Origin of the sequence: Nocardia sp. NPDC020380 (genome assembly GCF_044386975.1) — a bacterium.
Lineage (GTDB): Bacteria > Actinomycetota > Actinomycetes > Mycobacteriales > Mycobacteriaceae > Nocardia.
On the sequence record NZ_JBIRVQ010000009.1, the window covers coordinates 326,686 to 348,632 of the forward strand.

22 protein-coding genes and 1 pseudogene are annotated in these 21,947 nt (G+C 66.2%); 17 read left to right on the plus strand and 6 right to left on the minus strand.

Translation table 11 applies throughout. The annotated features are described in order from the left end of the window. Positions 1-48: 48 nt before the first annotated feature. Entirely contained in the window at positions 49-1,011 is a 963-nt protein-coding gene (locus ACH438_RS26510) for a LysR family transcriptional regulator (protein WP_397009785.1), read from the plus strand. 151 nt (positions 1,012-1,162) lie between these two features. On the opposite strand, the gene ACH438_RS26515 is transcribed toward ACH438_RS26510, so the two are convergent. Then, a complete protein-coding gene (locus ACH438_RS26515) occupies positions 1,163-1,330 on the minus strand; it encodes a hypothetical protein (RefSeq protein WP_397009787.1) in 168 nt (55 codons plus the stop codon). Between the two features lie 126 nt (positions 1,331-1,456). On the opposite strand from ACH438_RS26515, the gene ACH438_RS26520 reads away from it, so the two are divergent. Continuing rightward, positions 1,457-1,846, plus strand: coding sequence for a MerR family transcriptional regulator (locus ACH438_RS26520; protein WP_397009789.1), 390 nt, complete (start codon positions 1,457-1,459; stop codon positions 1,844-1,846). 81 nt (positions 1,847-1,927) lie between these two features. Next, positions 1,928-2,971: a fused (3R)-hydroxyacyl-ACP dehydratase subunits HadA/HadB gene (locus ACH438_RS26525; RefSeq protein WP_397009791.1), complete on the plus strand. Its 1,044-nt coding sequence runs from the start codon at positions 1,928-1,930 to the stop codon at positions 2,969-2,971. Positions 2,972-2,980: 9 nt separating this feature from the next. On the opposite strand, the gene ACH438_RS26530 is transcribed toward ACH438_RS26525, so the two are convergent. Then, positions 2,981-3,121: a helix-turn-helix domain-containing protein gene (locus ACH438_RS26530; RefSeq protein ID WP_397009793.1), complete on the minus strand. Its 141-nt coding sequence runs from the start codon at positions 3,119-3,121 to the stop codon at positions 2,981-2,983. A 23-nt stretch (positions 3,122-3,144) separates the two neighbouring features. On the opposite strand from ACH438_RS26530, the pseudogene ACH438_RS26535 reads away from it, so the two are divergent. From ACH438_RS26535 to ACH438_RS26545, 3 genes and pseudogenes are all read left to right on the plus strand, one after another. Beyond that, positions 3,145-3,603: pseudogene (locus ACH438_RS26535) on the plus strand (TSUP family transporter); the annotation flags it as partial. Positions 3,604-3,716: 113 nt separating this feature from the next. Next, positions 3,717-5,486, plus strand: a complete 1,770-nt coding sequence (locus ACH438_RS26540) for an MFS transporter (RefSeq protein WP_397009795.1) — start codon at positions 3,717-3,719, stop codon at positions 5,484-5,486. 5 nt (positions 5,487-5,491) lie between these two features. After that, on the plus strand, positions 5,492-5,974 hold the full coding sequence (locus ACH438_RS26545; RefSeq protein ID WP_397009797.1) for a MarR family winged helix-turn-helix transcriptional regulator: 483 nt from the start codon (positions 5,492-5,494) through the stop codon (positions 5,972-5,974). 35 nt (positions 5,975-6,009) lie between these two features. Here the strand turns inward: ACH438_RS26545 and ACH438_RS26550 are convergent, their stop codons facing one another. The 3 genes from ACH438_RS26550 to ACH438_RS26560 all read right to left on the minus strand — a co-directional run bounded on the left by ACH438_RS26550 (position 6,010) and on the right by ACH438_RS26560 (position 9,161). After that, positions 6,010-6,438, minus strand: a complete 429-nt coding sequence (locus ACH438_RS26550; protein ID WP_397009799.1) for a CBS domain-containing protein — start codon at positions 6,436-6,438, stop codon at positions 6,010-6,012. Between the two features lie 89 nt (positions 6,439-6,527). Then, positions 6,528-7,904: a dihydrolipoyl dehydrogenase family protein gene (locus tag ACH438_RS26555; protein ID WP_397009801.1), complete on the minus strand. Its 1,377-nt coding sequence runs from the start codon at positions 7,902-7,904 to the stop codon at positions 6,528-6,530. Between the two features lie 81 nt (positions 7,905-7,985). Continuing rightward, positions 7,986-9,161 (minus strand): FHA domain-containing protein, encoded by a 1,176-nt coding sequence (locus ACH438_RS26560; protein ID WP_397009803.1) that lies wholly within the window; start codon positions 9,159-9,161, stop codon positions 7,986-7,988. Positions 9,162-9,300: 139 nt separating this feature from the next. Here ACH438_RS26560 and ACH438_RS26565 point away from each other — a divergent pair, with 139 nt between their 5' ends. The 7 genes from ACH438_RS26565 (at position 9,301) to nuoF (ending at position 15,158) form a co-directional block, all read left to right on the plus strand. Further along, positions 9,301-9,720 (plus strand): hypothetical protein, encoded by a 420-nt coding sequence (locus ACH438_RS26565; RefSeq protein WP_397009805.1) that lies wholly within the window; start codon positions 9,301-9,303, stop codon positions 9,718-9,720. 337 nt (positions 9,721-10,057) lie between these two features. Continuing rightward, positions 10,058-10,438 carry an NADH-quinone oxidoreductase subunit A gene (locus ACH438_RS26570; protein ID WP_397009807.1) on the plus strand — a complete coding sequence of 127 codons (381 nt, stop codon included), beginning with the start codon at positions 10,058-10,060 and terminating at the stop codon, positions 10,436-10,438. 74 nt (positions 10,439-10,512) lie between these two features. After that, a complete protein-coding gene (locus ACH438_RS26575) occupies positions 10,513-11,067 on the plus strand; it encodes a NuoB/complex I 20 kDa subunit family protein (protein WP_397009809.1) in 555 nt (184 codons plus the stop codon). Continuing rightward, the gene (locus ACH438_RS26580) at positions 11,064-11,819 is read left to right on the plus strand and encodes an NADH-quinone oxidoreductase subunit C (protein WP_397009811.1); all 756 of its coding nucleotides are present in this window, start codon (positions 11,064-11,066) and stop codon (positions 11,817-11,819) included. Before ACH438_RS26575 ends, ACH438_RS26580 begins: the two co-directional genes overlap by 4 nt. Then, a complete protein-coding gene (nuoD, locus tag ACH438_RS26585; protein ID WP_397009813.1) occupies positions 11,819-13,150 on the plus strand; it encodes an NADH dehydrogenase (quinone) subunit D in 1,332 nt (443 codons plus the stop codon). The genes ACH438_RS26580 and nuoD overlap by 1 nt, the downstream gene beginning before the upstream one ends. Next, on the plus strand, positions 13,147-13,842 hold the full coding sequence (nuoE, locus tag ACH438_RS26590; RefSeq protein WP_397009815.1) for an NADH-quinone oxidoreductase subunit NuoE: 696 nt from the start codon (positions 13,147-13,149) through the stop codon (positions 13,840-13,842). The genes nuoD and nuoE overlap by 4 nt, the downstream gene beginning before the upstream one ends. Then, positions 13,839-15,158 carry an NADH-quinone oxidoreductase subunit NuoF gene (gene nuoF, locus ACH438_RS26595; RefSeq protein ID WP_397009817.1) on the plus strand — a complete coding sequence of 440 codons (1,320 nt, stop codon included), beginning with the start codon at positions 13,839-13,841 and terminating at the stop codon, positions 15,156-15,158. The genes nuoE and nuoF overlap by 4 nt, the downstream gene beginning before the upstream one ends. Positions 15,159-15,192: 34 nt before the next feature. Here nuoF and ACH438_RS26600 read toward each other — a convergent pair whose 3' ends face one another. Continuing rightward, positions 15,193-16,347, minus strand: a complete 1,155-nt coding sequence (locus tag ACH438_RS26600; protein WP_397009819.1) for an RNA-guided endonuclease InsQ/TnpB family protein — start codon at positions 16,345-16,347, stop codon at positions 15,193-15,195. Positions 16,348-16,460: 113 nt separating this feature from the next. Between ACH438_RS26600 and ACH438_RS26605 the strand changes: the two genes are divergently transcribed. The 4 genes from ACH438_RS26605 to nuoK all read left to right on the plus strand — a co-directional run bounded on the left by ACH438_RS26605 (position 16,461) and on the right by nuoK (position 21,931). Beyond that, positions 16,461-18,926 carry an NADH-quinone oxidoreductase subunit G gene (locus tag ACH438_RS26605; RefSeq protein WP_397009821.1) on the plus strand — a complete coding sequence of 822 codons (2,466 nt, stop codon included), beginning with the start codon at positions 16,461-16,463 and terminating at the stop codon, positions 18,924-18,926. A gap of 88 nt (positions 18,927-19,014) precedes the next feature. Next, a complete protein-coding gene (gene nuoH / locus ACH438_RS26610) occupies positions 19,015-20,775 on the plus strand; it encodes an NADH-quinone oxidoreductase subunit NuoH (RefSeq protein ID WP_397009998.1) in 1,761 nt (586 codons plus the stop codon). Then, entirely contained in the window at positions 20,772-21,635 is an 864-nt protein-coding gene (locus tag ACH438_RS26615) for an NADH-quinone oxidoreductase subunit J (protein WP_397009822.1), read from the plus strand. The genes nuoH and ACH438_RS26615 overlap by 4 nt, the downstream gene beginning before the upstream one ends. Then, positions 21,632-21,931 (plus strand): NADH-quinone oxidoreductase subunit NuoK, encoded by a 300-nt coding sequence (gene nuoK, locus ACH438_RS26620; protein WP_067538598.1) that lies wholly within the window; start codon positions 21,632-21,634, stop codon positions 21,929-21,931. The genes ACH438_RS26615 and nuoK overlap by 4 nt, the downstream gene beginning before the upstream one ends. Positions 21,932-21,947 lie beyond the last annotated feature (16 nt).

A 21,947-nucleotide genomic window follows, 5' to 3' on the forward strand; every position in this document is an offset into this window, starting at 1 on the left:
CCGACCCCGCGAATCCGTTGATCGGATTCAGTGGTTGTATCTGTGGGTGTGAGGACTGATCTCGATCTGGGGGCCGTGCGGGCGTTCGTGGCTGCCGTGAATGAAGGGCAGTTCGGGTTTGCGGGGGATGTGCTCGAGATCAGTCAGCAGGCGGTCTCGAAGCGGATCGCGAAGCTTGAAACACATTTGGGGACAGCGCTGTTCGAGCGATTGCCAGGGGGGATCGTGCTGACTGCCGCCGGGCGGCGGTTGTTGCCGCATGCCCGGTCTTTGCTGGCTGTTGCCGAGGAGGCGACGGTGGCGGTGCGGGGGGATGCCGGGCCGCTGCGGGTTGCCGTGCTCGGGGAGCGGGACGTGGCCATGCAGTCGATGCGGTTCTATCTCGATCGGAGTCCCGGAGCCGAGATCGAGATCGTGCTGTCGAATGCGTTCGATACCTCGCGGGATGCGCTGATGGGCGGGCGGGCCGATGCGGCCTTCGCTCGGAATCATGGCGGGCCTCGGGAGCTGCCTGGGCATATTGCCGCTGTTGCGGCGTACTTGGAGCCTTTGCATCTGGTGGTGGGCCGGGATCATCCGCTAGCGGGGCGCTCGGCTGTTTCTGTCGGGGAGCTGCGGGCGTTCACCGTGTGGGTGCCGGGCGCGCGGGTGCCTTCGGAGTGGGCCGATTTCTACCGGGATCTCAATGCGCACACCGGGATTGCCATCGATACCGACAAGCGTCGCGATGATGACACACCCTCGGGGGTGGTGGCCATGTTCGAGCGGATCGCGGCCTCCCGCACGCTGGCCACCTTCACCGGCGACGGGTTCCATAATCCCTGGCATCCGCATGTGCGGCGGGTGCCCGTCGTCGATCCGACTCCGGCATATCCGCATGCGCTGCTGTGGGACAGCACCAATACGCACCCCGGGCTTCCGGGCCTTATCAGCCATGTGCGCGACAACTACAACAGTGATCTCGCACGGGACTGCTGGTTCCCGGAAGCCGATCGCGCACTGTTCCTATGACTCGCCGGCCTGGAGTTCGGCGATGATCTCGATGCCGAGGGCATAGGCGGGAGCACCCGCAGCGCCGCGAACGTTTCCTCGGTGCCGAGCCGGTCGAATGTGCCGGCCACGCGCAGGCGGTCTTCCACGCTGGGCGGGACGGCGCCGTAGGTCACGCGATACCGATCACGAATCCCGGTGTCAGCATGAATCGGTCGGCGCCGAGGCGGGCGCTCAGGTTGGCGTGCCCCGAATGCGACATGACTCCTGCCGCGAACAATTGCTCGGCCGTCTCGACGAGCTGGTTCGCCAGTTCCTTCTCGACTTGGGTACCGGACATCTCTGCCTCCGAATTCGCTTGTCAGCGGCTGATGAACCGCTGTTCTTCGTACACGGACGACCCTCCACCTTGAACTAAGGTTCAAGTCAAGCGCCGACCGCGAACCCGGCTCGAGAGGACCCGCACATGCCCATGACGATCGGCCAGCTGGCCGAGACCACCGGGGTGCCCGCCTCGGCCATCCGATACTGGGAACGCCACGGCCTGCTACCACAACCCGCACGTCAGAGCGGCCAGCGCCGCTATCCACCCGAGGCCGCGGAGCGAATCATGGTGCTGCGCAAATTCCAGCAGGCCGGGCTCACCTTGGCCGAGATCGCCGAGGTCCAGCAGGATCGGCCGCGCCGCGCGGCCATGCTCAGCGACAAGCTCACCGAGATCGAACAGCGCATGATCGACCTCGAACAGGCGCATGCGCTTTTGGCCCACGCGGTCCAGTGCAGTAAGAAGGACATCCTGACCTGCCCGACATTCCAGGAGCAAATGGCAACGTGGCATCGGCCCGCCCGGCGGTGACCGTCCACGTTCACGCACCTCTCGCGAATTCGGTTCTGCGGGCACTGTTTACGATGTCCGAGAGCAAGAGCGAGGAGTGGTTTGGTGGATGCGACGTACGATGTGACCGCGCTGGTGGGGCATCACTACCGGGTTGACGATTACTACGAGGTGGGCCGGGAGAAGGTCCGCGAATACGCGCGGGCCGTGCAGGACGACCATCCCGCGCACTGGACCGAGAAGGCCGCCGCCGAGCTGGGCTACAGCGGGCTGGTCGCGCCGACCACCTTCGTGTCGATTCCGGCAATGATCGCCAATCGCAGGCTCTTCGAAAGCGTCATCACCGGATACAACGGCTACCTGCAGACCGACCAGGTCTTCGAGCTGTACAAGCCGCTGGTCGCCGGTGACCGGCTGTTCAGCGATGTCGAGCTCGAAACGGTCCGTCAGGTCGCGGGCAAGGATCTGCTGACCGTCAAGAACACCTTCACCGACCAGGCCGGTGAGGTCGTGCACGTCATGCATACGACCGTCGTCGGCCTCACCAGCGAAGATGTCGCCGAAGAAGTCGGTGACGCCATGGCACGCGTGGTCATGCATGGCGTGGAGCTCCTCTCCTCGGCCACCAACCAGGAGATCGCCGCATCCAATGGCAAGGCCAAGGATTCGGCTCCGGAAGCCGCGACAGCCCTGTCCGACTTCAGCCGGACCCGGCAGCCGCAAACCACAGTCCGATTCGAGGATCTCGCGGTCGGCTTCGAGCTCCCCGCCCGTGAAGCGCGCCTGACCCGCGGCGATCTGGTGAACTACGCCGGCGTCTCCGGCGACCCGAACCCGATCCACTGGCACGACGGAATCGCCGTTCTCAGCGGCCTGCCCGACGTGATCGCGCACGGCATGCTCACCATGGGCCTGGGCGCCGGATTCATCACCGACTGGCTCGGCGATCCCGGCGCGTTGACCCGCTACAGCGTCCGCCTCTCCAATTACGCGATCGTCGAAGCCAAGTCCGCCGGCAACCTCGAATTCAGCGGCCGCATCAAGTCGCTCGACCCCGAGACCCGGACGGCCGTCCTCGTCATCACCGCGAAATCGGCCGGCCGCAAGATCTTCGGCCTCGCCACCGCGGACATCCGCCTGGCCTGACGTCGCAGCTCAGCCGGGACGGAACGTACTCGGCGGCATTCCGGTCTCTCTGCGGAACATGACCGAGAATGCCGCCGGGGTGTCATAACCCAGCTGCGCACCGACCGCGGTGACGAGACTGCCCGACGCCAGCGCACGGATGGCATGCACGGCACACGCTCGTTGCCGCCACTGCTGGAAGGTCAGTGCTGCGCAGCGGGTTCATCACGAGATCTGGCGGCCAGGACAGTCCGCCCGAACCGCTCGGCCCTGCCACCTCGATGCTCGGCGGTGCCGGAATCGGCGGGGTCGCGGCGTTCCTCGGCGTCGGCGGCAGCGTCCTGACCGTTCCGCTGTTGCGCCGCAGAGGCCTACCCATGGCCGATGCCGTCGCTTTGGCCAACCCGCTCAGCATTTCGATCGCCGTGATCGCGACACTCATCTATTCGTTTGCCGCGCAGGGTAATCCGCATTCAGGACCGTTCGGCTACGTGAACGCCTCGGCTGCGCTGGCCCTGCTCGCGGGCGCGCTGCCGACGATCGCTCTCGTGAAGAGATCCCTCATCAAGGTCCCCGACCGCGTCCACGCCATCGCCTACCCGGCATTCCTGCTGATCGTGCTGGTCGCGATGACAGCGACCTTGTTCACCTGAAGGCGCGTCGAAACCCCGCAGGTCGGACGGGTGATCAGATACACAATTTCTTTAGTTAGCCTTATGCAACTATATTGGACTTCTGTTCATATGTCCGATTCGGGAGGCAAAAGTTGAGTGCGGCCCCCACCACCGACGAGCTCGATGCCGGTGACGTCCAAACCATTCGCCGACGCCTCCGCGTCGAGCACGATCACCCGCGCTACAAGTGGGTCGCGTTGTCCAACACCACGCTGGGCATGCTCATGGTCACCATCAACTCGTCGATCGTGATCATCTCGCTCCCGGACATCTTCCGGGGCATCGACCTGAACCCGCTGGCCGCGGGCAATGTCAGCTACCTGCTGTGGATGATGATGGGCTTCCTGCTCGCATCCGCCGTGCTGGTGGTCATGTTCGGGCGGCTCGGCGATATCGTCGGGCGCGTCAAGATCTACAACTACGGCTTCGTGGTCTTCACCGTCACGGCCATCGCGTTGTCGTTCGATCCGTTCACGCACGGCAGCGGCGCCGTGTGGCTCATCGGATGGCGAGTCATCCAGGGCATCGGCGGCGCGATGTTGATGGCCAATGCGGCCGCCATCCTCACCGACGCCTTCCCGGCCGAGCAACGCGGCTTCGCACTGGGCATCAATCAGGTTGCGGCCGTGGCGGGTTCGTTCCTGGGCCTGCTGCTGGGCGGTCTGCTCGCGCAGTGGGACTGGAAGGCCGTGTTCTGGGTCAGCGTGCCGTTCGGCATTCTGGGCACCGTGTGGTCCTACCGGTCCCTGCACGACAATGGCCAGCGCAGCCCGGGCAAGCTGGATATCCCCGGCACCATCACGTTCGCGCTCGGCCTGACCGCACTGCTCACCGGCATCACGTACGGCATTCAGCCGTACGGGGGTTCGAATACCGGCTGGTCCAACCCGTGGGTGCTGACCGCGGTGATCGGCGGTATCGCGGTGCTGGCGCTGTTCTGCTACATCGAGACCAAGGTGGCACAGCCGATGTTCCACCTGTCCTTGCTCAAGAACCGCGCGTTCGGGCTCGGCAACCTGGCCGGTCTCATGTCCTCGCTGGGACGCGGTGGCCTGCAGTTCATGCTGATCATCTGGCTGCAGGGCATCTGGTTGCCGCTGCACGGCTACGACTACGAGTCCACACCGTTGTGGGCCGGTATCTACCTGCTGCCGTTGACCGTGGGATTCCTTGCGGCCGGGCCGGTTTCGGGCAAGCTCTCGGACCGGTACGGCCCGCGCCTGTTCGCCACGCTCGGAATGCTCATCACCGGACTGACCTTCGTGCTGCTGGTGGTGATTCCGGTGGACTTCTCCTACTGGGTGTTCGCGCTCGTCATCGCGCTCAACGGTCTCGGGTCGGGCATGTTCGCCTCACCCAATACCGCCGAGGTGATGTCCGCGGTGCCGGCCTCGCAGCGCGGCGTCGCGTCCGGTATGCGTGGCACGCTGCTCAACGGCGGTATGGCGCTGTCGATCGGAATCTTCTTCTCGCTCATGATCGTCGGCCTGTCCAGCAAGCTGCCCGGTGCGATGAATTCCGGCCTGCAGGCCCAGGGTGTGCCCGCGGACGTGGCCCACAATGTCGCGGGCCTGCCCCCGGTGGGCAGCCTGTTCGCGGCCTTCCTGGGCGTGAATCCCATTCAGGCCCTGCTGGGTCCGACCGGCATGCTGGATCATCCTGGCGTGCACAAGGATGTGCTGACCGGTCAGCAGTTCTTCCCGCATCTGATTTCGGGGCCGTTCCATTCGGGCCTGGTCGTGGTCTTCCTCGGTGCCGCGATTATGATGCTGATCGGCGCGGTGGCGTCGTGGTTCGCCGGCGGTGGGAAAGCTCCCGACGAAGCCGCGGAACTGCGTGAGGCCGCTCGCGAGGGAATCTGACCGAGATGATCGAGGAGGCCACGCTGGAGCCCACGAGTGTCGTCGATACGCCCGGTGAACCCGCGGCGGTGGAACAGCTCACCGAAGCCGCGGAGCTGTACCACACCATCAGCCGGCTGCTGCGCTCCTTGCGGCACACCGGCGATATCGGCTCGCTGAGTCCCGGCTCGGCGTCGGCGCTGGCCTCCCTCGCGCGCTCCGGCCCCATGCGGCTGGGCGATCTCGCGAATATCGAACGAGTCAGCGCGCCAACGATGTCGCGCATCGTCACCAGCCTGGAGAAATCCGGCTATGTGGTCCGCGACGCGGACCCGGTGGACGGCCGTGCCCAGCTCCTGAGCGCCACCCCCAGCGCCCACGATCTGGTCACCGGCCTCACCTCCGCCCGCATCCACCGCTTCGCCGCGGCCATGGAACACCTGGCCCCGGCGCAGCGCGAAGCGCTGCTCTCGAGCCTCACCACATTGATCGAGGCCCTCGACCAGTAGCAGTAGCCCCCGCGGCGCTCGAATTGCGAACAGCCTCAGCCGTGCAGATAGCGGACGAGGTGTTCGCGTTCGGTTTCCAGTTCGGAGATCTGGCTTTTCACCACGTCACCGATGCTCACTATGCCGACCATGCGGCCGTCGCGGAGGACCGGCAGGTGGCGGATGCGGTGTTCGGTCATGGTGGCGTTGAGGGTTTCGACGTGGTCGTCCGGGGAGCAGGTGTGGACGGCCGCGGTCATGATCGAGGAGACCGGACTGTCCAGGATGCCGGCGCCGTCGCGGTGCAGGCGGCGGACGATGTCACGTTCGGAGACTATGCCGGCCATGTCGGCGCCGTCCGGGGAGACGATCACGGCGCCGACATTGTGGGCCGACAAGACTCTCAGCAGTTCGCGCACCGTTGCGTTCGGTGCAATCGTGATGACGCCGGTGCCCTTCCGGCGCAGGATTTCCGAGATACGCATATGTCCACCGCCCAATGCTCGGGACTGTCGATGCGTACCAGCATCCCGCGAATCACCCGGCGTGACCAGCAACGATTGCGATGCGATGCCTAATCGGATGTGAGCGCATCGAGGGCGGGCTCGATCGCGCGGTGGAAGGTCGGATAGGCGTAGATCATTTCGCGCAACGTACTGGTCGGCACTTGCGCGTGGATTGCCACGACCAGGGCACTGAGCACCTCACCACCGTCCGGGCCGACGGATGTCGCGCCGACGAGCACGCCCCGATCCGCGTCCTCGATCAGCTTGATGAAGCCCTGATTACCCACCTTGTGCAGCCAGCCGCGGGTCGACTGAGTGAGGTCCATATAGCCGATCCGGACCGTCAATCCCGCTGTACGCGCCTGCTCTTCGGTGAGCCCGACCGCACCGATCTCCGGATCGGTGAACGTCACGCGCGGCACCGCGCGATACTGTGCCTCGACTGCAAGTTCGCCGAGGATGTCGTCGACCGCGATGCGCGCCTGGTACATCGACATATGGGTGAACGCGCCCTCGCCGGTGACATCGCCGATCGCCCACAGGCCGTCCGCGGCCCGCATACGCCCGTCGACCGGAATCGATTTCGCCGTCTCGTCCAACCCGAGCACGCCGATTCCCAAGGCCGCGAGGTCGATCCGCCGCCCGGTCGCCACCAGCAGCTGCCGCGCCCGCAGGGACTCGCCATTGTCGAGCTCGAGGGTGAAATCGGTCCCGTCGTAGGCAACTTGCGTGCCGCGCACACCTGCACGGACTGAAATTCCCTCGGATTCGAAGACTTTCGTGAGCAGCTCGCTCGCCTCCGGCTCATCGCGCGGGACCAGCCGCCGGCCCGGCACATTGGTCACCGTCGCACCGAATCGCGCGAAGATCTGTGAGAACTCGGCCCCGACCGGACCGCCGCCCAGCACGATGAGCGACTCCGGCACCTCGGTGGCGGCGACGGCCTCCCGATTGGTCCAGTACGGCGTACCCGCCAGACCCGGCAGCGGCGGAACCGCCGGGGCCGTCCCCGGATTCAGGATGATGCCGCGTTCGGCCCGGAACACCCGCTCACCGTCGGAGGTCGACACCGTCACCTCACCGGCCGCGGAAATCCGCCCCCAGCCGCGCACGAACTGCCCGCCGGCCTTCTCGAATCGCTCGACCGCCGCGGTGTCGTCCCAGTTGTGGGTGACCTCGTCGCGAATCCGGGTGGCGACGGTGGTCCAATCCGCCTGCACGGTGGCCGTTCCCGCGAGGTCCGGCACCCGCCGCGCCTCGGCCAGCGCGCTCGCGGCGCGGACCATGGCCTTGGTCGGCACGCATGCGAAGTACGGGCACTCCCCGCCGAGCAGCCGCCCGTCCAGGCCCACCACCCGCAACCCCGACTGCGCCAATCGGGTGGCGGCGTACTCACCGCCCGGTCCCATCCCGACAACCACGATATCCACGGTTTCGGCGGTCACAAGTACCCCAATCTCCTCGGCAAACGGTTCACCGCAAGGCTAATCGGCGCCGACCCCGCAGAGTCTGAACAGACCCTGACGTCACCCCGGCGCGCGCCGCGCGTCGAAACTGAAGACCCGCCCGCCGAGCAGCACCTGACTGCCGGATTCCAGCACAACAGGATGCCCGGGCGCGGCGCGAATCCAATCCGGTCGTCCCGGCGGCCGAATATGCGTGCCATTGGCCGACCCCCGATCCAGCACGGTGACGTCCCAGTCCGCCAACCGTATCTCGGCGTGCACCCGCGACATGCCGCCGGACGCGTCCGCGATCCGAATGGACCGCGCCCCGCGCCGCACCGCATCGGATCGCTCGGGCTCGCGCCCGATCACCATGTCCGCGTCGACGGAATAGGCCGTCCCGTCATCGAGCCGCAACACGCCCAGCGACGGCCTGATCCCCTCACCGAAGAGCGCGTTCATCTGATCGATCCGCGCACCGCAGCTCGTGCAGAACACCAGCCGCGGATCGTTCAGATGATGACGCGCACAAAGCACTCCGCGCACAGGTACACCGACTGCAACGCGGTTCGGTGGCACACTCGGCCCGGAGGTCGCGGGCCCGGCCGGCGAATCGCCTTGACCGGGAGCCGGTTCGGCGACCATTGCGGGAACATCGTCCAGCACATCGGTGGCATTCTCCGGTGCGGTCGGTTCGACGACGGCGTCGGCAGCCCCTCGCCTGGAAGGAGATTCGACGGGATCGTTCAACCAGACGACCGCGCCGCTACCGGGCATCCGTCCATGGACGAGAGACCAGATTCCGGGTTCCGGGATGTCCTCGCGGGGCGATTCCTCGTCGACGAAGACGCCGGCCGCCCGGCTCGGGGCCGGGCTCACCATCCGGTCGATCGTGAATCCCGCGTCGCGCCCGTGCAATACCTCGTGCCGCTCGTCGCCGTCGAGCACCGCGGTCAGCCCGCCGTGCAGAAACACCGCGAGCCCGCGCGTTCCAGGGGTGAGGACACCGAACTCGACCCGCTCCTCGTCCTCCCGATTCATGAGCCAGGTGCTCACCAGCCGTGCGAAAGTGCGCCCGGTACGCCGCGTTTCGCGGGAGGCGGCCTCCTGCACCATGCCGAGCAGCGTCTCGAGTACGCCGACGATATCGGAGTCGCCGGTGAGCGGCTGCGGATCGCGGTGTGCGACAACCACGACCACGCCGTCCACGCTGGCCACCAAGTGCCCACCGGGCACCACTTCCACCCGTCCGGTCATGAGACTCCCCTCATGGGCGGATGCTACAGCTCGAGGTTTACGAATCGACCGCCGAAGAGGTTTCGTTCGTCCGGCATCCACGCGACGCGCGCACGAGTTCGGCCGAAGCTGCCGCGCGGTTCCGTGCCGGGGACGTAGCATGCGGAGCGTGGCCGATGCGAAACGTCCCGCCGTGGTGCGGGTGCTCGTTTACAGCAGCGATTCCGATACCCGGAGCCAGGTAATGCTGGCCCTGGGCAGACGGCCGCACCCTGATCTGCCGCCCATCGAGTACCTCGAGGTGGCGACGGGCCCGGTCGTTATCGAGAAGATGGATGCGGCCGTGGTCGATCTGGCGATCCTGGATGGTGAGTCCGCCCCCACCGGCGGCATGGGTCTGGCCAAGCAGTTGAAGGACGAGATCGCCGACTGCCCACCGATTGTGGTGCTGACAGGTCGTCCCGATGATGCGTGGCTGGCGAATTGGTCGCGTGCGGAAGCCGCGGTCTCCCATCCCATCGACCCGATCCGATTGACGGAAGCGGTGCTCGGCGTCCTCAGGAACCGCATCGCTGCCTGATAAATCGGCCTGCCACCGCGCCTCGGTGGCAGGCCGATTTGTTGTCACGTGACGTGCGCGATTACGTCTTTTCGGTCATAAAAGACCGTTCCGAATTCGATCAAACACCATCGCGAATCGTCATGTATCTTGTCGTCTGAGTTGTAGGCTGTGCCGTAGCTCACACGAGCGCGGGCCTCGGTATCAATGACGCCATCGCCTCACTCCCCCGATCCACCGCATCTTGCTGAGCGATGCCCAGGGGCGAGTCTGGCCCGGCGGACGACGATGTCAGCCCGCGCCTCGGCAGCTGCCGTCCGTATTGCGTCGTCCAGCTCGCAGGAGGGGTAGTGCTGAAGTGAACATAGAGGTGCCGACTCTCGTACTCGGGGCAGTAGCCGCCGCGTTCGGGATCTTTTCCGTTTTCCTGGCGGCCCTCATCGGCCCCAAACGCAACAACCGGGCCAAGCTCGAAGCCTACGAATGCGGTATCGAACCCAGTCCCCACTCCGTCGGGGGCGGGCCGGGAAATGCTGGGGGACAACGTTTCCCGGTGAAGTACTACCTCACCGCGATGCTGTTCATCATCTTCGACATCGAGATCGTGTTCCTGTACCCGTGGGCCGTGCACTTCGACTCACTCGGGGTATTCGGGCTTGCCGCCATGGCGCTCTTCATTTTCAACGTCTCTGTCGCCTACGCCTACGAGTGGCGGCGCGGCGGTCTCAGCTGGGATTGACAGGCGCGAGGGGGAAATTCGACCAAGACGCCTCGCACCAGCGGGGTCGTCCGATCCGGGAGATGTAGTCCGACATGGGTCTCGAAGAAAAACTGCCCAGCGGGTTCCTGCTGAGCACCGTGGAAGATTTGGCCGGCTATCTGCGCAAGAGTTCGCTCTGGCCGGCGACGTTCGGCCTGGCATGCTGCGCGATCGAGATGATGGCCACCGGAGGCGGGCGATTCGACATCGCCCGCTTCGGCATGGAGGCGTTCCGCGCCTCCCCGCGCCAGGCCGATCTGATGATCGTGGCGGGCCGGGTGAGCCAGAAGATGGCCCCCGTGCTGCGCCAGGTCTACGACCAGATGACCGAACCGAAATGGGTACTGGCCATGGGTGTCTGCGCATCCTCGGGCGGCATGTTCAACAACTACGCCATCGTGCAGGGCGTCGACCACATCGTGCCGGTCGACATCTACCTGCCCGGCTGCCCGCCGCGGCCGGAGATGCTGTTGAACGCGATCCTGAAGCTGCACGAGAAGATTCAGGAGATGCCGCTCGGCGTCAATCGCGAGGAAGCCGTGCGTGCCGCCGAGGCCGCCGCGCTCGCCAGCCCCACCACCATCCAGATGAAGGGGCTGCTGCGATGACGTTCGATTCACCCGCCGGCACGGAGAGCCCACCGGAGGCCGCCGCCGTGGAACCACCGAACGACGAAACCGCCGCCGACACAACCGAATCCGCCGCGGCGGAGGAGGTCATCGGCGTCCGTCAGGGCATGTTCGGCGTCTCGGGCACCGGTGACACCTCCGGCTACGGCCGCCTGGTGCGCACCATCAGCCTGCCCGGCAGCACGCCCGCGCCTTACGGCGGCTACTTCGACGAGATCGTCGCGAATCTCCGCCTGGCGCTGGGCGATACGTTCAACGAGGCGCTGGAGAAGATCATCGTCTTCCGCGGTGAGCTCACCCTGCACGTGCACCGGGAGCATCTGCCGCTGGTCGCCAAGACCTTGCGCGACAACGAAGCCCTGCGCTTCGAACTGTGCCTGGGCGTCAGCGGCGCGCACTACCCGGACGACAAGGATCGCGAACTGCACGCGATCTACCCGCTGAACTCCATCACCCACAATCGCCGGGTGCGCCTGGAAGTCTCCGCACCGGACAGTGATCCGCACATCCCCTCGCTCTACTCCGTCTATCCCACGACGGACTGGCACGAGCGGGAGACCTACGACTTCTTCGGCATCCTGTTCGACGGTCACCCCTCGCTGACCCGCATCGCCATGCCGGACGACTGGCGCGGGCACCCCCAGCGCAAGGACTACCCGCTCGGCGGAATCCCGGTCGAGTACAAGGGCGCGCGCATACCGCCGCCCGACGAGCGGAGGACGTACTCCTAATGAACGACATCGACACCCAGTCCCATCCGGAGATCGACCAGCGACCCGAGCGCACGGTCACGCTGGTCGGCAACGACTGGGACGAGATCTCCGCCGCCCTCGACGGGGCCGCCGAGGAACGCATCGTCGTGAACATGGGACCGCAGCACCCCTCCACACACGGGGTGCTGCGGCTCATTCTCGAAATCGAGGGTGAGACCGTCACCGAGGCCCGCTGCGGCATCGGCTATCTGCACACCGGGATCGAGAAGAACCTCGAGTACCGGAACTGGATGCAGGGCGTCACCTTCGTGACCCGCATGGACTACCTGTCGCCGTTCTTCAACGAGACGGCGTACTGCCTCGCGGTCGAGAAGCTGCTCGATATCACCGATGACGTGCCCGAGCGCGCCAATGTCATTCGCGTCATGCTCATGGAGCTGAACCGGATCTCCTCGCACCTGGTGGCGCTGGCCACCGGCGGCATGGAACTGGGCGCGCTGACCCCGATGCTGTTCGGCTTCCGCGAGCGCGAGCTGATCCTCGACGTGTTCGAGAACATCACCGGGCTGCGCATGAACCACGCGTTCATCCGCCCCGGCGGTCTCGCCCAGGACCTCGCCCACGACAGCGTGGAGAAGGTTCAGGAATTGTTGCAGCTGATGCCGAAACGGCTGCGGGACATGGAGTTGCTCCTCAACGAGAACCCCATCTGGAAGGCCCGCACCCGCAATGTCGGCTACCTGGACCTGACCGGGTGCATGGCGCTGGGCATCACCGGTCCGGTGCTGCGTTCCACCGGTCTGCCGCACGACCTGCGCAAGTCCCAGCCGTACTGCGGTTACGAGAACTACGAATTCGATGTCCAGGTCGACACCGGCTGCGACTGCTACGGGCGCTACCTGATTCGCGTGAACGAGATGAAGGAATCGCTCAAGATCGTCGAGCAGTGCCTGGACAAGCTGCGACCTGGCCCGGTCATGGTGGAGGACAAGAAGATTGCATGGCCTGCCGACTTGCAGCTCGGGCCGGACGGTCTCGGCAACTCCCCGCAGCACATCTCGAAGATCATGGGCACCTCCATGGAATCCCTCATCCACCACTTCAAGCTGGTGACCGAGGGCCTGCGGGTCCCGCCCGGCCAGGTGTACGTGGCGGTGGAATCCCCGCGCGGCGAGCTGGGCGTGCACATGGTCAGCGACGGCGGCACCCGGCCCTACCGGGTCCACTATCGCGACCCCTCGTTCACGAATCTGCAAGCGGTGGCGGCCATGTGCGAGGGCGGCATGGTCGCCGACGTGATCGCGGCCGTGGCCAGTATCGACCCGGTGATGGGTGGTGTCGACCGATGACAGAGATCCTGCTGAACCTGACCGCGCGACCGATCCCGTACCCGAACGAGGTGTACGACCGGCTCGCGCTGGAGGCCAAGGAGATCATCGAGCGCTACCCGCATTCGCGTTCGGCACTGCTTCCCCTTTTGCATCTCGTGCAATCCGTGGAGGGGTACGTCTCCGGGACCGGCATCGAATTCTGTGCCGAGCGACTGGGATTGACCGATGCCGAGGTCACCGCGGTGGCGACCTTCTACTCCATGTACCGGCGCAGCCGCACCGGCGACTTCCATGTCGGCGTGTGCACGAACACACTGTGTGCCGTCATGGGCGGAGACCAGATCTTCGCGGAGCTGAAGCAGCACTTGGGCATCAAGCACGGGGAGACCACCGCCGACGGCGCGGTCACCCTCGAGCACATCGAGTGCAATGCCGCCTGCGATTACGCGCCCGTGGTGATGGTGAACTGGGAGTTCTTCGACAACCAGACCCCCGAATCCACCAAGGCCATGGTGGATTCGCTGCGTCGCGGTGAACAGGTGACCGGATCGCGCAGCGGGCTGCCGCTGTGCACCTTCCGCGAGACGGCACGCATTCTCGCCGGCTTCGAGGACCAGCGGCCCGGCGCGACGGACGGCGAGGCCGGTCCGGCGACGCTCGCGGGTCTGGAAGTGGCCGAACAGCATTCGACCGACGGAGGGACCAAGTGACGGCCGCGCTCACGCCCGTCCTCAGCAAGCACTGGGCCGAACCGGAAGGCTGGACGCTCTCGGCGTACCGGCGGCAGGGCGGATACCGCGCCCTGCCCAAGGCCTTGCGCATGCAGCCGGACGAGGTCATCACGACCGTCAAGGACTCCGGGCTGCGCGGTCGCGGCGGCGCGGGCTTCCCGACCGGCATGAAGTGGGGCTTCATCCCGCAAGGCCCCGGGCCCGACGGCACCACCAAGCCGCACTACCTGGTGGTCAATGCCGACGAATCGGAACCGGGTACCTGCAAGGACATTCCGCTCATGCTGGCGAGCCCGCACACCCTCATCGAGGGTGTCATCATCGCCGCGTACGCCATTCGCGCCTCGCACGCGTTCATCTACGTGCGGGGCGAAGTCGTGCCGGTACTGCGCCGCTTGCAGGCCGCGGTCCAGCAGGCTTACGCCGCAGGCTATATCGGCCGCAATATCCAGGGCTCGGGCTTCGACCTCGAGGTCGTGGTGCACGCCGGTGCGGGCGCCTACATCTGCGGTGAGGAAACCGCGCTGCTGGATTCCCTGGAAGGCCGCCGCGGTCAGCCGCGGCTGCGCCCGCCGTTCCCGGCCGTCGCGGGTCTCTACGCCTGCCCGACCGTGGTCAACAATGTGGAATCCATTGCCTCCGTGCCGTCGATCATCGCCAATGGCGTGGACTGGTTCCGGTCGTTCGGTAGCGAGAAGTCCCCGGGCTTCACCCTCTACTCGCTCTCCGGTCACGTGACGCGACCCGGCCAGTATGAAGCGCCCCTCGGAATCACCTTGCGGGACTTGCTGACATACGCCGGAGGCGTCCGCAAGGGCCACACCCTGAAGTTCTGGACCCCGGGCGGCTCGTCCACCCCGATCTTCACCGACGAGCACCTCGACGTCCCCCTCGACTACGAGGGCGTCTCCGCCGCGGGTTCCATGCTCGGCACCAAGGCGCTGCAGATCTTCGACGACACCACCTGCGTCGTGCGAGCCGTCCTGCGCTGGACCGAGTTCTACGCCCACGAGTCCTGCGGCAAGTGCACCCCCTGCCGCGAAGGCACCTACTGGCTCGTCCAACTGCTGGAACGCCTCGAAAAGGGCACCGGCCACGAGACCGACCTGGACAAGCTGCTGGACATCGCCGACAACATCAACGGCAAGTCCTTCTGCGCCCTCGGCGACGGCGCGGCGAGCCCGATCTTCTCCTCCCTGAAGTACTTCCGCGACGAGTACGCCGAGCACATCCGCCTCGGCGCCTGCCCGTTCGACCCGGCCAGGTCAACCGTCTGGGCCGAAGGAGCGCGTTAACGCTTCCCCCTCTTGAAGACAGGAGATTTCACGCTCAGACCGCAACCGCACCATCTGCCCGAAGGAGGTGATCCGATTGACTGACGTCATCAACACGTGTGTGGCCACGTTCTGCCACAGCCAGAATCACTCTGGCGGCGTTCCGATCTCGACTGTCGGAATGCCCGCAGTCTTCGCATCGGAAGGTTCGTTCTCCGAGTCCGAGTTGCTGCTTGGCTCTCGCGAAGCAACTCGAGCACGTCATCGTTGTGTAGGCGGGCTGCACCAGCACCACCTTTCGGCCAGCCCGCGTGCCACGGCCGATCAGTTCCCTCTTTGCGGCGCCGATGGCCGCGTCAGCGGCCTTACGGGCCATTGTGGACTTGGCCAAAAACTTGGGCGTGAAGTCCTCCACGGCGATCAAGTCGTGGCGATCCACAACATGTTTCGCCCATACCCTCGAGTCGTATCGAGTCTGGCGTGCCGCCTTCTTTTGCAGCTTCGCAGCCTTGCGCGCAGCACGGTGGTACCCCGCCGATTGTGGGCCATGTTTGCTACGACGACGCCTGGCCATCTTCCTTTGGGCTCGGGAAATTTCCGCGGCACAGCGTCCGCGATGTCCGAGAAACGGAAGGTCGAACGCTGGATCGGTCGCAGTGGCCGTGACGCAGACACCCCAATCGATCCCGATTGCCCCCTGAGCCGCGGCAACAGGTTCAGTGGTTCGCCGAACGACGAACGTGGCATACCAATGCCCGAGCGTATCCTGAGTGATACGCACACTGCTGGGTTCGTACGGCAAATCGCGCGACCACACGACCGGAATGCTCACGCCCTTCGCGAGCACCAGCCGGCCATCACGGATGCTGAACCCGCGCCGGGTGTACTCGAGGGATGGCCGACTCGTTTTTCGTGGCTTGAACGCGGGTCGGCCTCGACCCTTCACTGCGAACGACTGTTTGAGCGCGAGTGCGTAAGTTCTCAGCGCTTGTTGCTGCGCGACCTGCGAACCCTCCCGCAACCAAGCACTACGCGACCGAGCGGCGGTCAGAAACTTGCTCAGCGTGCCGAAAGTCGGCTTGTTACCCGACTTCTGCTGATGGACAGCCTCATTCCACAGGAATCGGCACTGGTGCCACTCGGCGAGCAACGCGGATTCAGCGGTGCGGCCTGGCCGCAGCCGATAGCTATACCCCACCACCTCATCCATGGTCGACAACCTAGCCGACACCACCGACACAACGCTCCGACTCGAGAGCCCTCGAAAGGAGGCTGGCGCTGTTTCACCTCACGAACTGAGGGAGCTCCCGCGCCTTACATCCGATGACCGCTATATCGAACTCGACTGCCAGCGGAGTTACGTCCGCCGCTATGGTGAGCGTAACGATCGACGGCACAACCGTTTCCATACCCGAGGGCACCCTGGTGATCCGGGCCGCCGAGCTGGTCGGCATCCAGATTCCGCGGTTCTGCGACCATCCGCTGCTGGACCCGGTCGGCGCGTGCCGGCAGTGCCTGGTGGATATCGAGGGGCAGCGCAAGCCCGTCGCCTCCTGCACGCAGACGGTCAGCGAAGGCATGGTGATTCATACGCAGCTGTCCTCCCCCGTCGCCGCCAAGGCGCAGGAGGGGGTGATGGAGCTGCTGCTCATCAATCACCCGCTGGACTGCCCGGTGTGCGACAAGGGCGGGGAATGTCCGCTGCAGAACCAGGCCATGTCCACGGGGCGTGCGGAATCCCGGTTCGACGGGGAGAAGCGCACTTACCCGAAGCCGATTCCGTTGTCGTCGGCGATTCTGCTGGATCGGGAGCGGTGTGTGCTGTGTGCGCGCTGCACCCGGTTCTCCCAGCAGGTCGCGGGTGACCCGTTCATCGAGCTGATGGATCGTGGTGCGCTGCAGCAGGTCGGCATCGCGGCCGGGGAACCGATGGACTCCTATTTCTCCGGCAATACGGTGCAGATCTGCCCGGTGGGTGCGCTCACGGGCAGTACCTACCGGTTCCGGGCGCGGCCGTTCGACCTCGTATCCAGCCCGGCGGTGTGTGAGCACTGCGCGTCGGGGTGTGCGCAGCGTACCGATCATCGGCGCGGAAAAGTCATGCGCCGTTTGGCCGGTGACGATCCGCAGGTGAACGAGGAATGGAACTGTGACAAGGGCCGTTTCGCGTTCGCGTACGCCACCGAACGTGACCGGCTGACCACTCCGCTGGTGCGCAATTGGCAGGACGGCACCTTGCAGCCGGCCTCCTGGTCCGAGGCAATCCTGGTCGCGGCGCGCGGGCTGGCTTCGGCGCGCGGCAATGCCGGTGTGCTGGTCGGTGGCCGCGTGACCATGGAGGACGCCTACGCGTACTCGAAGTTCGCGCGAGTTGCGTTGAACACCAACGACATCGACTTCAGGGCCCGCGCGCACTCGGCGGAGGAGGCGGACTTCCTCGCCGCCCGGGTCGCGGGACGTGGCATCACCGTCGATTACGCGGCATTGGAGAGGGCTCCGTTCGTGCTCCTCGTCGGCTTCGAGGCCGAGGAAGAGTCGCCGATGGTGTATCTGCGGCTGCGCAAGGCGGCCCGTAAGAACGGCACCGCCGTCTACTCCATGGCTCCGTTCCCGACGCGTGGCCTGGAGCGCATGTCCGGCACCCTGATCCCGGCCGCGCCGGGTGCGGAGCCGCATCTGCTCGAGGCCATCCGGACCGGTGAAAGCGATTCCCTCGCAGTGGATTCCGGGTGGATGCGGCAGATCGCCGCCCTGCTGCGGGAACCCGGTGCGCTGATTCTCGCCGGTGAACGCCTCGGCGATATTCCGGGCGGACTCTCGGCCGTGGCACGGCTCTCCGACGACACCGGGGCCGCGCTGGCGTGGATTCCGCGGCGCGCCGGGGAACGCGGGGCGCTGGAGGCGGGCGCGCTGCCCGTGCTGCTGCCCGGCGGGCGGCCGGTCACGGATATGAATGCGCGCCAGCAGGTCCGGACCGCGTGGAACTCCGACGAGCTGCCCGGTGAGCCGGGCCGCGATACCAATGCCATCCTCGCCGCGGCGCCCAGCCTGGGCGCCATCCTGGTCGGCGGCGTCGAGGTCGGCGATATGCCCGACCCGCACGCGGCGCTGGCGGCCATCGACGCCGCCGCGTTCGTGGTCTCACTCGAATTGCGGCACAGCGATATCAGCGAGCGCGCCGACGTGGTGTTCCCCGTCGCCTCCGCCATGGAGAAGACCGGCACCTTCCTCACCTGGGAAGGCCGCCACCGCCAGTTCGACGCCGCCCTCCGCGACGCCACCGTGCGCCGCGAGGCCGCGCCGCTGCCCGAGTACCGGGTGCTCGACGCCATCGCACAGGAGATGGGCGTCCGTCTCGGCCTGCCCGACGCGGCCAGTGCCCGAGCCGAATTGGCCGATCTGGGCGCCTGGGACGGCCCGGCCGCGACCACGCCCGTGCACCGGCCGCATCCGATCGCGCAGCCGGCCTCCGGTGCGGCGGTGCTCTCGGCATGGCGCATGCTCATCGACCGCGGCAAGTTGCAGGACGGCGAGCCCAACCTGGCGGGCACCGCCCGCACGCCCGTGGTCCGCCTGTCCCCGGTCACCGCCGCCGAAATCGGCGCCACCACCGGCGATCCGGTCACGGTCGGCACCGACCACGGCCACATCACCCTGCCGCTGGTCATCACCGAGATGCCCGACCGCGTGGTGTGGCTGCCGATGAATTCCCCCGGCTCGGACGTGCTGGTGCAGCTCGGCACCACACCCGGCCACCTCGTACGTATCCGACGGGAGGACCACCTGTGAGCGAGCTTGCGAGTGAACCGACGACACAGCGTGCGTCACTTGCAGTGACGCCGAGCGCCAGCGAGGTGGCACTGTGAGTGATCTGAGTATGTTCGGCCACGATCCGTGGTGGCTGGTCCTCGTGAAATCGGTCGGGATCTTCATCTTCCTGTTGTTGATCCCGATGCTCGCGGTGTATGCGGAACGAAAGATCGTGGCGTTCATGCAGATGCGCGTCGGGCCCAACCGGGTCGGGCCGCGCGGTTCGCTACAGTCCATCGCCGACGGCGTGAAGATGCTCCTCAAGGAGGACATCATCCCGGCCATCGTGGACAAGCCCATCTTCGTTCTCGCACCGGTGATTTCGCTGATTCCGGCGGTCATGGCGTTCGCGGTGGTGCCGTTCGGGCCGACCGTGTCCATGTTCGGGCACCGGACGCCGTTGCAGCTCACCGATATGCCGGTCGGGGTGCTCTACATCCTGGCCATGGCCTCGGTCGGCGTGTACGGCATCGTGCTCGCGGGCTGGGCGTCCGGTTCCACCTATCCGCTGCTGGGCGGGCTGCGCTCGACCGCGCAGGTGATCTCCTACGAGATCGCCATGGCGTTGTGCTTCGCGGCGGTGTTCCTGCTGTCGGGCACCATGGCGACCTCGGGAATCGTGAAGGCGCAGTACGGAACCTGGTATGTGTTCCTGCTGCTGCCGTCGTTCCTGATCTACGCGGTGTCCATGGTCGGTGAGACCAACCGCGCGCCCTTCGACCTCCCCGAGGCCGAGGGCGAACTGGTCGGCGGCTTCCACACCGAGTACTCGTCGCTGAAGTTCGCCATGTTCATGATGGCCGAGTACATCAACATGGCAACGGTTTCCGCGCTCGCCACCACGCTGTTCTTCGGCGGCTGGCACGCACCGTTCCCGATCAGCCTGTGGGCGGGCGCCAACTCCGGCTGGTGGCCGATGATCTGGTTCGTCGGCAAGGTGTGGACGTTCCTGTTCGTGTTCATCTGGCTGCGCGGCACGCTGCCCCGCCTGCGCTACGACCAGTTCATGAACCTCGGCTGGAAGCTGCTGATCCCGGTCTCGCTGGCCTGGGTCATGTTCGTGGCGACGCTGCGGGTGCTGCAGAACAACGGGATTCACATCCAGACCGCGGGCATGGTGATCGGCGGACTGCTGGTCTCGGCGCTGCTGCTGGGCGTGGTGCTGCGGGCCGGGCATGCCGGCGACGACCGCACCAAGGCCGCACCCGACGCGGACGCGACCCGCATGTACTCGGAATTCCCGGTCCCGCCCATGCCGGCCGGACCGGCCGTGGCCGGACCGAAACCCGGTCTGCTGGAACCGCTGGGCGGCTTCTTCGTCACCGCCTCGACCATGTTCAAGAAGCCCAATACCGAGATGTACCCCGAGGTCAAGACGCCGACCGCGCCGCGCTATCACGGCCGGCACCAGCTCAACCGGCATCCCGACGGCCTAGAGAAGTGCATCGGCTGCGAGCTGTGCGCGTGGGCCTGCCCGGCCGACGCCATCTACGTCGAAGGCGCGGACAACACCGAGAACGAACGCTTCTCTCCCGGTGAGCGTTACGGGCGCGTCTACCAGATCAACTACCTGCGCTGCATCGGCTGCGGCCTGTGCATCGAGGCCTGCCCCACCCGGGCGCTCACCATGACCAACGAGTACGAACTGGCCGACGACAACCGGGCCGACCTCATCTACGAGAAGCAGAACCTGCTCGCGCCGATGGAGCCGGGCATGATCGCCCCGCCGCACGCCATGTACCCGGGCGCGGACGAGGGCAGCTACTACCGCGGTGAAGTCCCCGGCGCGCCGAGCGAACTGGCCGGATCCGAAGGAGTGAAGCGATGATCGGCTACCTGGCGCAAGGCGCGCACGATGTGGTCGTCACGCACACCTCCACCGGTGAGGCCGTGCAGTTCTGGATCCTCGCCGTGGTGGCGGTGCTGGGCGCACTCGGCATGGTGTGCGCCCGCAAGGCCGTGCACTCGGCGCTGTGCCTGGCGGCGACCATGATCACGTTGTCCGCGTTCTACATTGCGCAGAGCGCGCTGTTCCTGGGCATCGTGCAGATCGTCGTGTACACCGGCGCGGTCATGATGCTGTTCCTGTTCGTGCTCATGCTCGTCGGCGTCGACTCGACCGAGTCGCTGAAGGAGACGCTGCGCGGGCACCGGCTGTCGGTGGTGTTCGTCGGGCTCGGGTTCGGGATGCTGCTCATCGCGGGCATCGCGCGCGGTATGGGCGCGAACAGCGTCGCGGAGACCGGGCCGGGGCTGGGTGGCAACGACACCATCGGCGCCCTGGCCGAACTCATCTTCATGCGTTACGTGTGGGCGTTCGAACTGACCGGTGCACTGCTCATCACCGCCACCATCGGCGCCATGGTGCTCGCGCATCGGGAGCGGTTCGGGCCGCGCATGGATCAGCGTGAACAGTCCAAACAGCGCTTCCGCGAAGGCAAGCGGGTCACGCCGCTGCCGACGCCCGGCGTGTACGCCCGCCACAATGCCGTCGACACTCCGGCGCGGCTGCCCGACGGATCCTTCGAGGAACAGTCGGTCAGCACGATTCTGCGGCATCGCCGCGATCGCGCCCACACCGAGGCCGTGGTGCTCACCGTCGGGAACGGCAACGGCCACAACGGTAATGGTCATAACGGCAATGGCGAGCGCAACGGCAACGACTCCCCCGAGGAAGGCCAGCGGTGAATCCGGACAACTATCTGTATCTCTCGGCTCTGCTCTTCACGATCGGCGCCGCCGGAGTGCTGGTGCGCCGCAATGCGATCGTCGTCTTCATGTGCATCGAGCTCATGCTCAATGCGGTGAACCTCGCCTTCGTCACCTTCGCCCGGCTGCACGGGAACCTCGACGGGCAGGTGTTCGCGTTCTTCACCATGGTGGTCGCCGCCGCCGAAGTCGTTGTCGGACTGGCGATCATCATGACCATCTTCCGCGCCCGTCGCTCGACCTCGGTCGACGACGCCAACCTGCTCCGGTACTGACATGAGTACCGCACAG

What these genes read in the sequence shown, in the direction of transcription:
- ACH438_RS26580 (WP_397009811.1), top strand. Translation starts at nt 11,064, where the DNA reads ATGACGTTCGATTCACCCGCCGGCACGGAGAGCCCACCGGAGGCCGCC.
- ACH438_RS26575 (WP_397009809.1), top strand. Translation starts at nt 10,513, where the DNA reads ATGGGTCTCGAAGAAAAACTGCCCAGCGGGTTCCTGCTGAGCACCGTG.
- nuoE (WP_397009815.1), top strand. Translation starts at nt 13,147, where the DNA reads ATGACAGAGATCCTGCTGAACCTGACCGCGCGACCGATCCCGTACCCG.
- ACH438_RS26600 (WP_397009819.1), bottom strand. Translation starts at nt 16,347, where the DNA reads ATGGATGAGGTGGTGGGGTATAGCTATCGGCTGCGGCCAGGCCGCACC.
- nuoD (WP_397009813.1), top strand. Translation starts at nt 11,819, where the DNA reads ATGAACGACATCGACACCCAGTCCCATCCGGAGATCGACCAGCGACCC.
- ACH438_RS26545 (WP_397009797.1), top strand. Translation starts at nt 5,492, where the DNA reads ATGATCGAGGAGGCCACGCTGGAGCCCACGAGTGTCGTCGATACGCCC.
- ACH438_RS26550 (WP_397009799.1), bottom strand. Translation starts at nt 6,438, where the DNA reads ATGCGTATCTCGGAAATCCTGCGCCGGAAGGGCACCGGCGTCATCACG.
- ACH438_RS26615 (WP_397009822.1), top strand. Translation starts at nt 20,772, where the DNA reads ATGATCGGCTACCTGGCGCAAGGCGCGCACGATGTGGTCGTCACGCAC.
- ACH438_RS26560 (WP_397009803.1), bottom strand. Translation starts at nt 9,161, where the DNA reads ATGACCGGACGGGTGGAAGTGGTGCCCGGTGGGCACTTGGTGGCCAGC.
- ACH438_RS26515 (WP_397009787.1), bottom strand. Translation starts at nt 1,330, where the DNA reads ATGTCCGGTACCCAAGTCGAGAAGGAACTGGCGAACCAGCTCGTCGAG.
- nuoH (WP_397009998.1), top strand. Translation starts at nt 19,015, where the DNA reads ATGTTCGGCCACGATCCGTGGTGGCTGGTCCTCGTGAAATCGGTCGGG.
- ACH438_RS26520 (WP_397009789.1), top strand. Translation starts at nt 1,457, where the DNA reads ATGCCCATGACGATCGGCCAGCTGGCCGAGACCACCGGGGTGCCCGCC.
- ACH438_RS26605 (WP_397009821.1), top strand. Translation starts at nt 16,461, where the DNA reads ATGACCGCTATATCGAACTCGACTGCCAGCGGAGTTACGTCCGCCGCT.
- ACH438_RS26565 (WP_397009805.1), top strand. Translation starts at nt 9,301, where the DNA reads ATGCGGAGCGTGGCCGATGCGAAACGTCCCGCCGTGGTGCGGGTGCTC.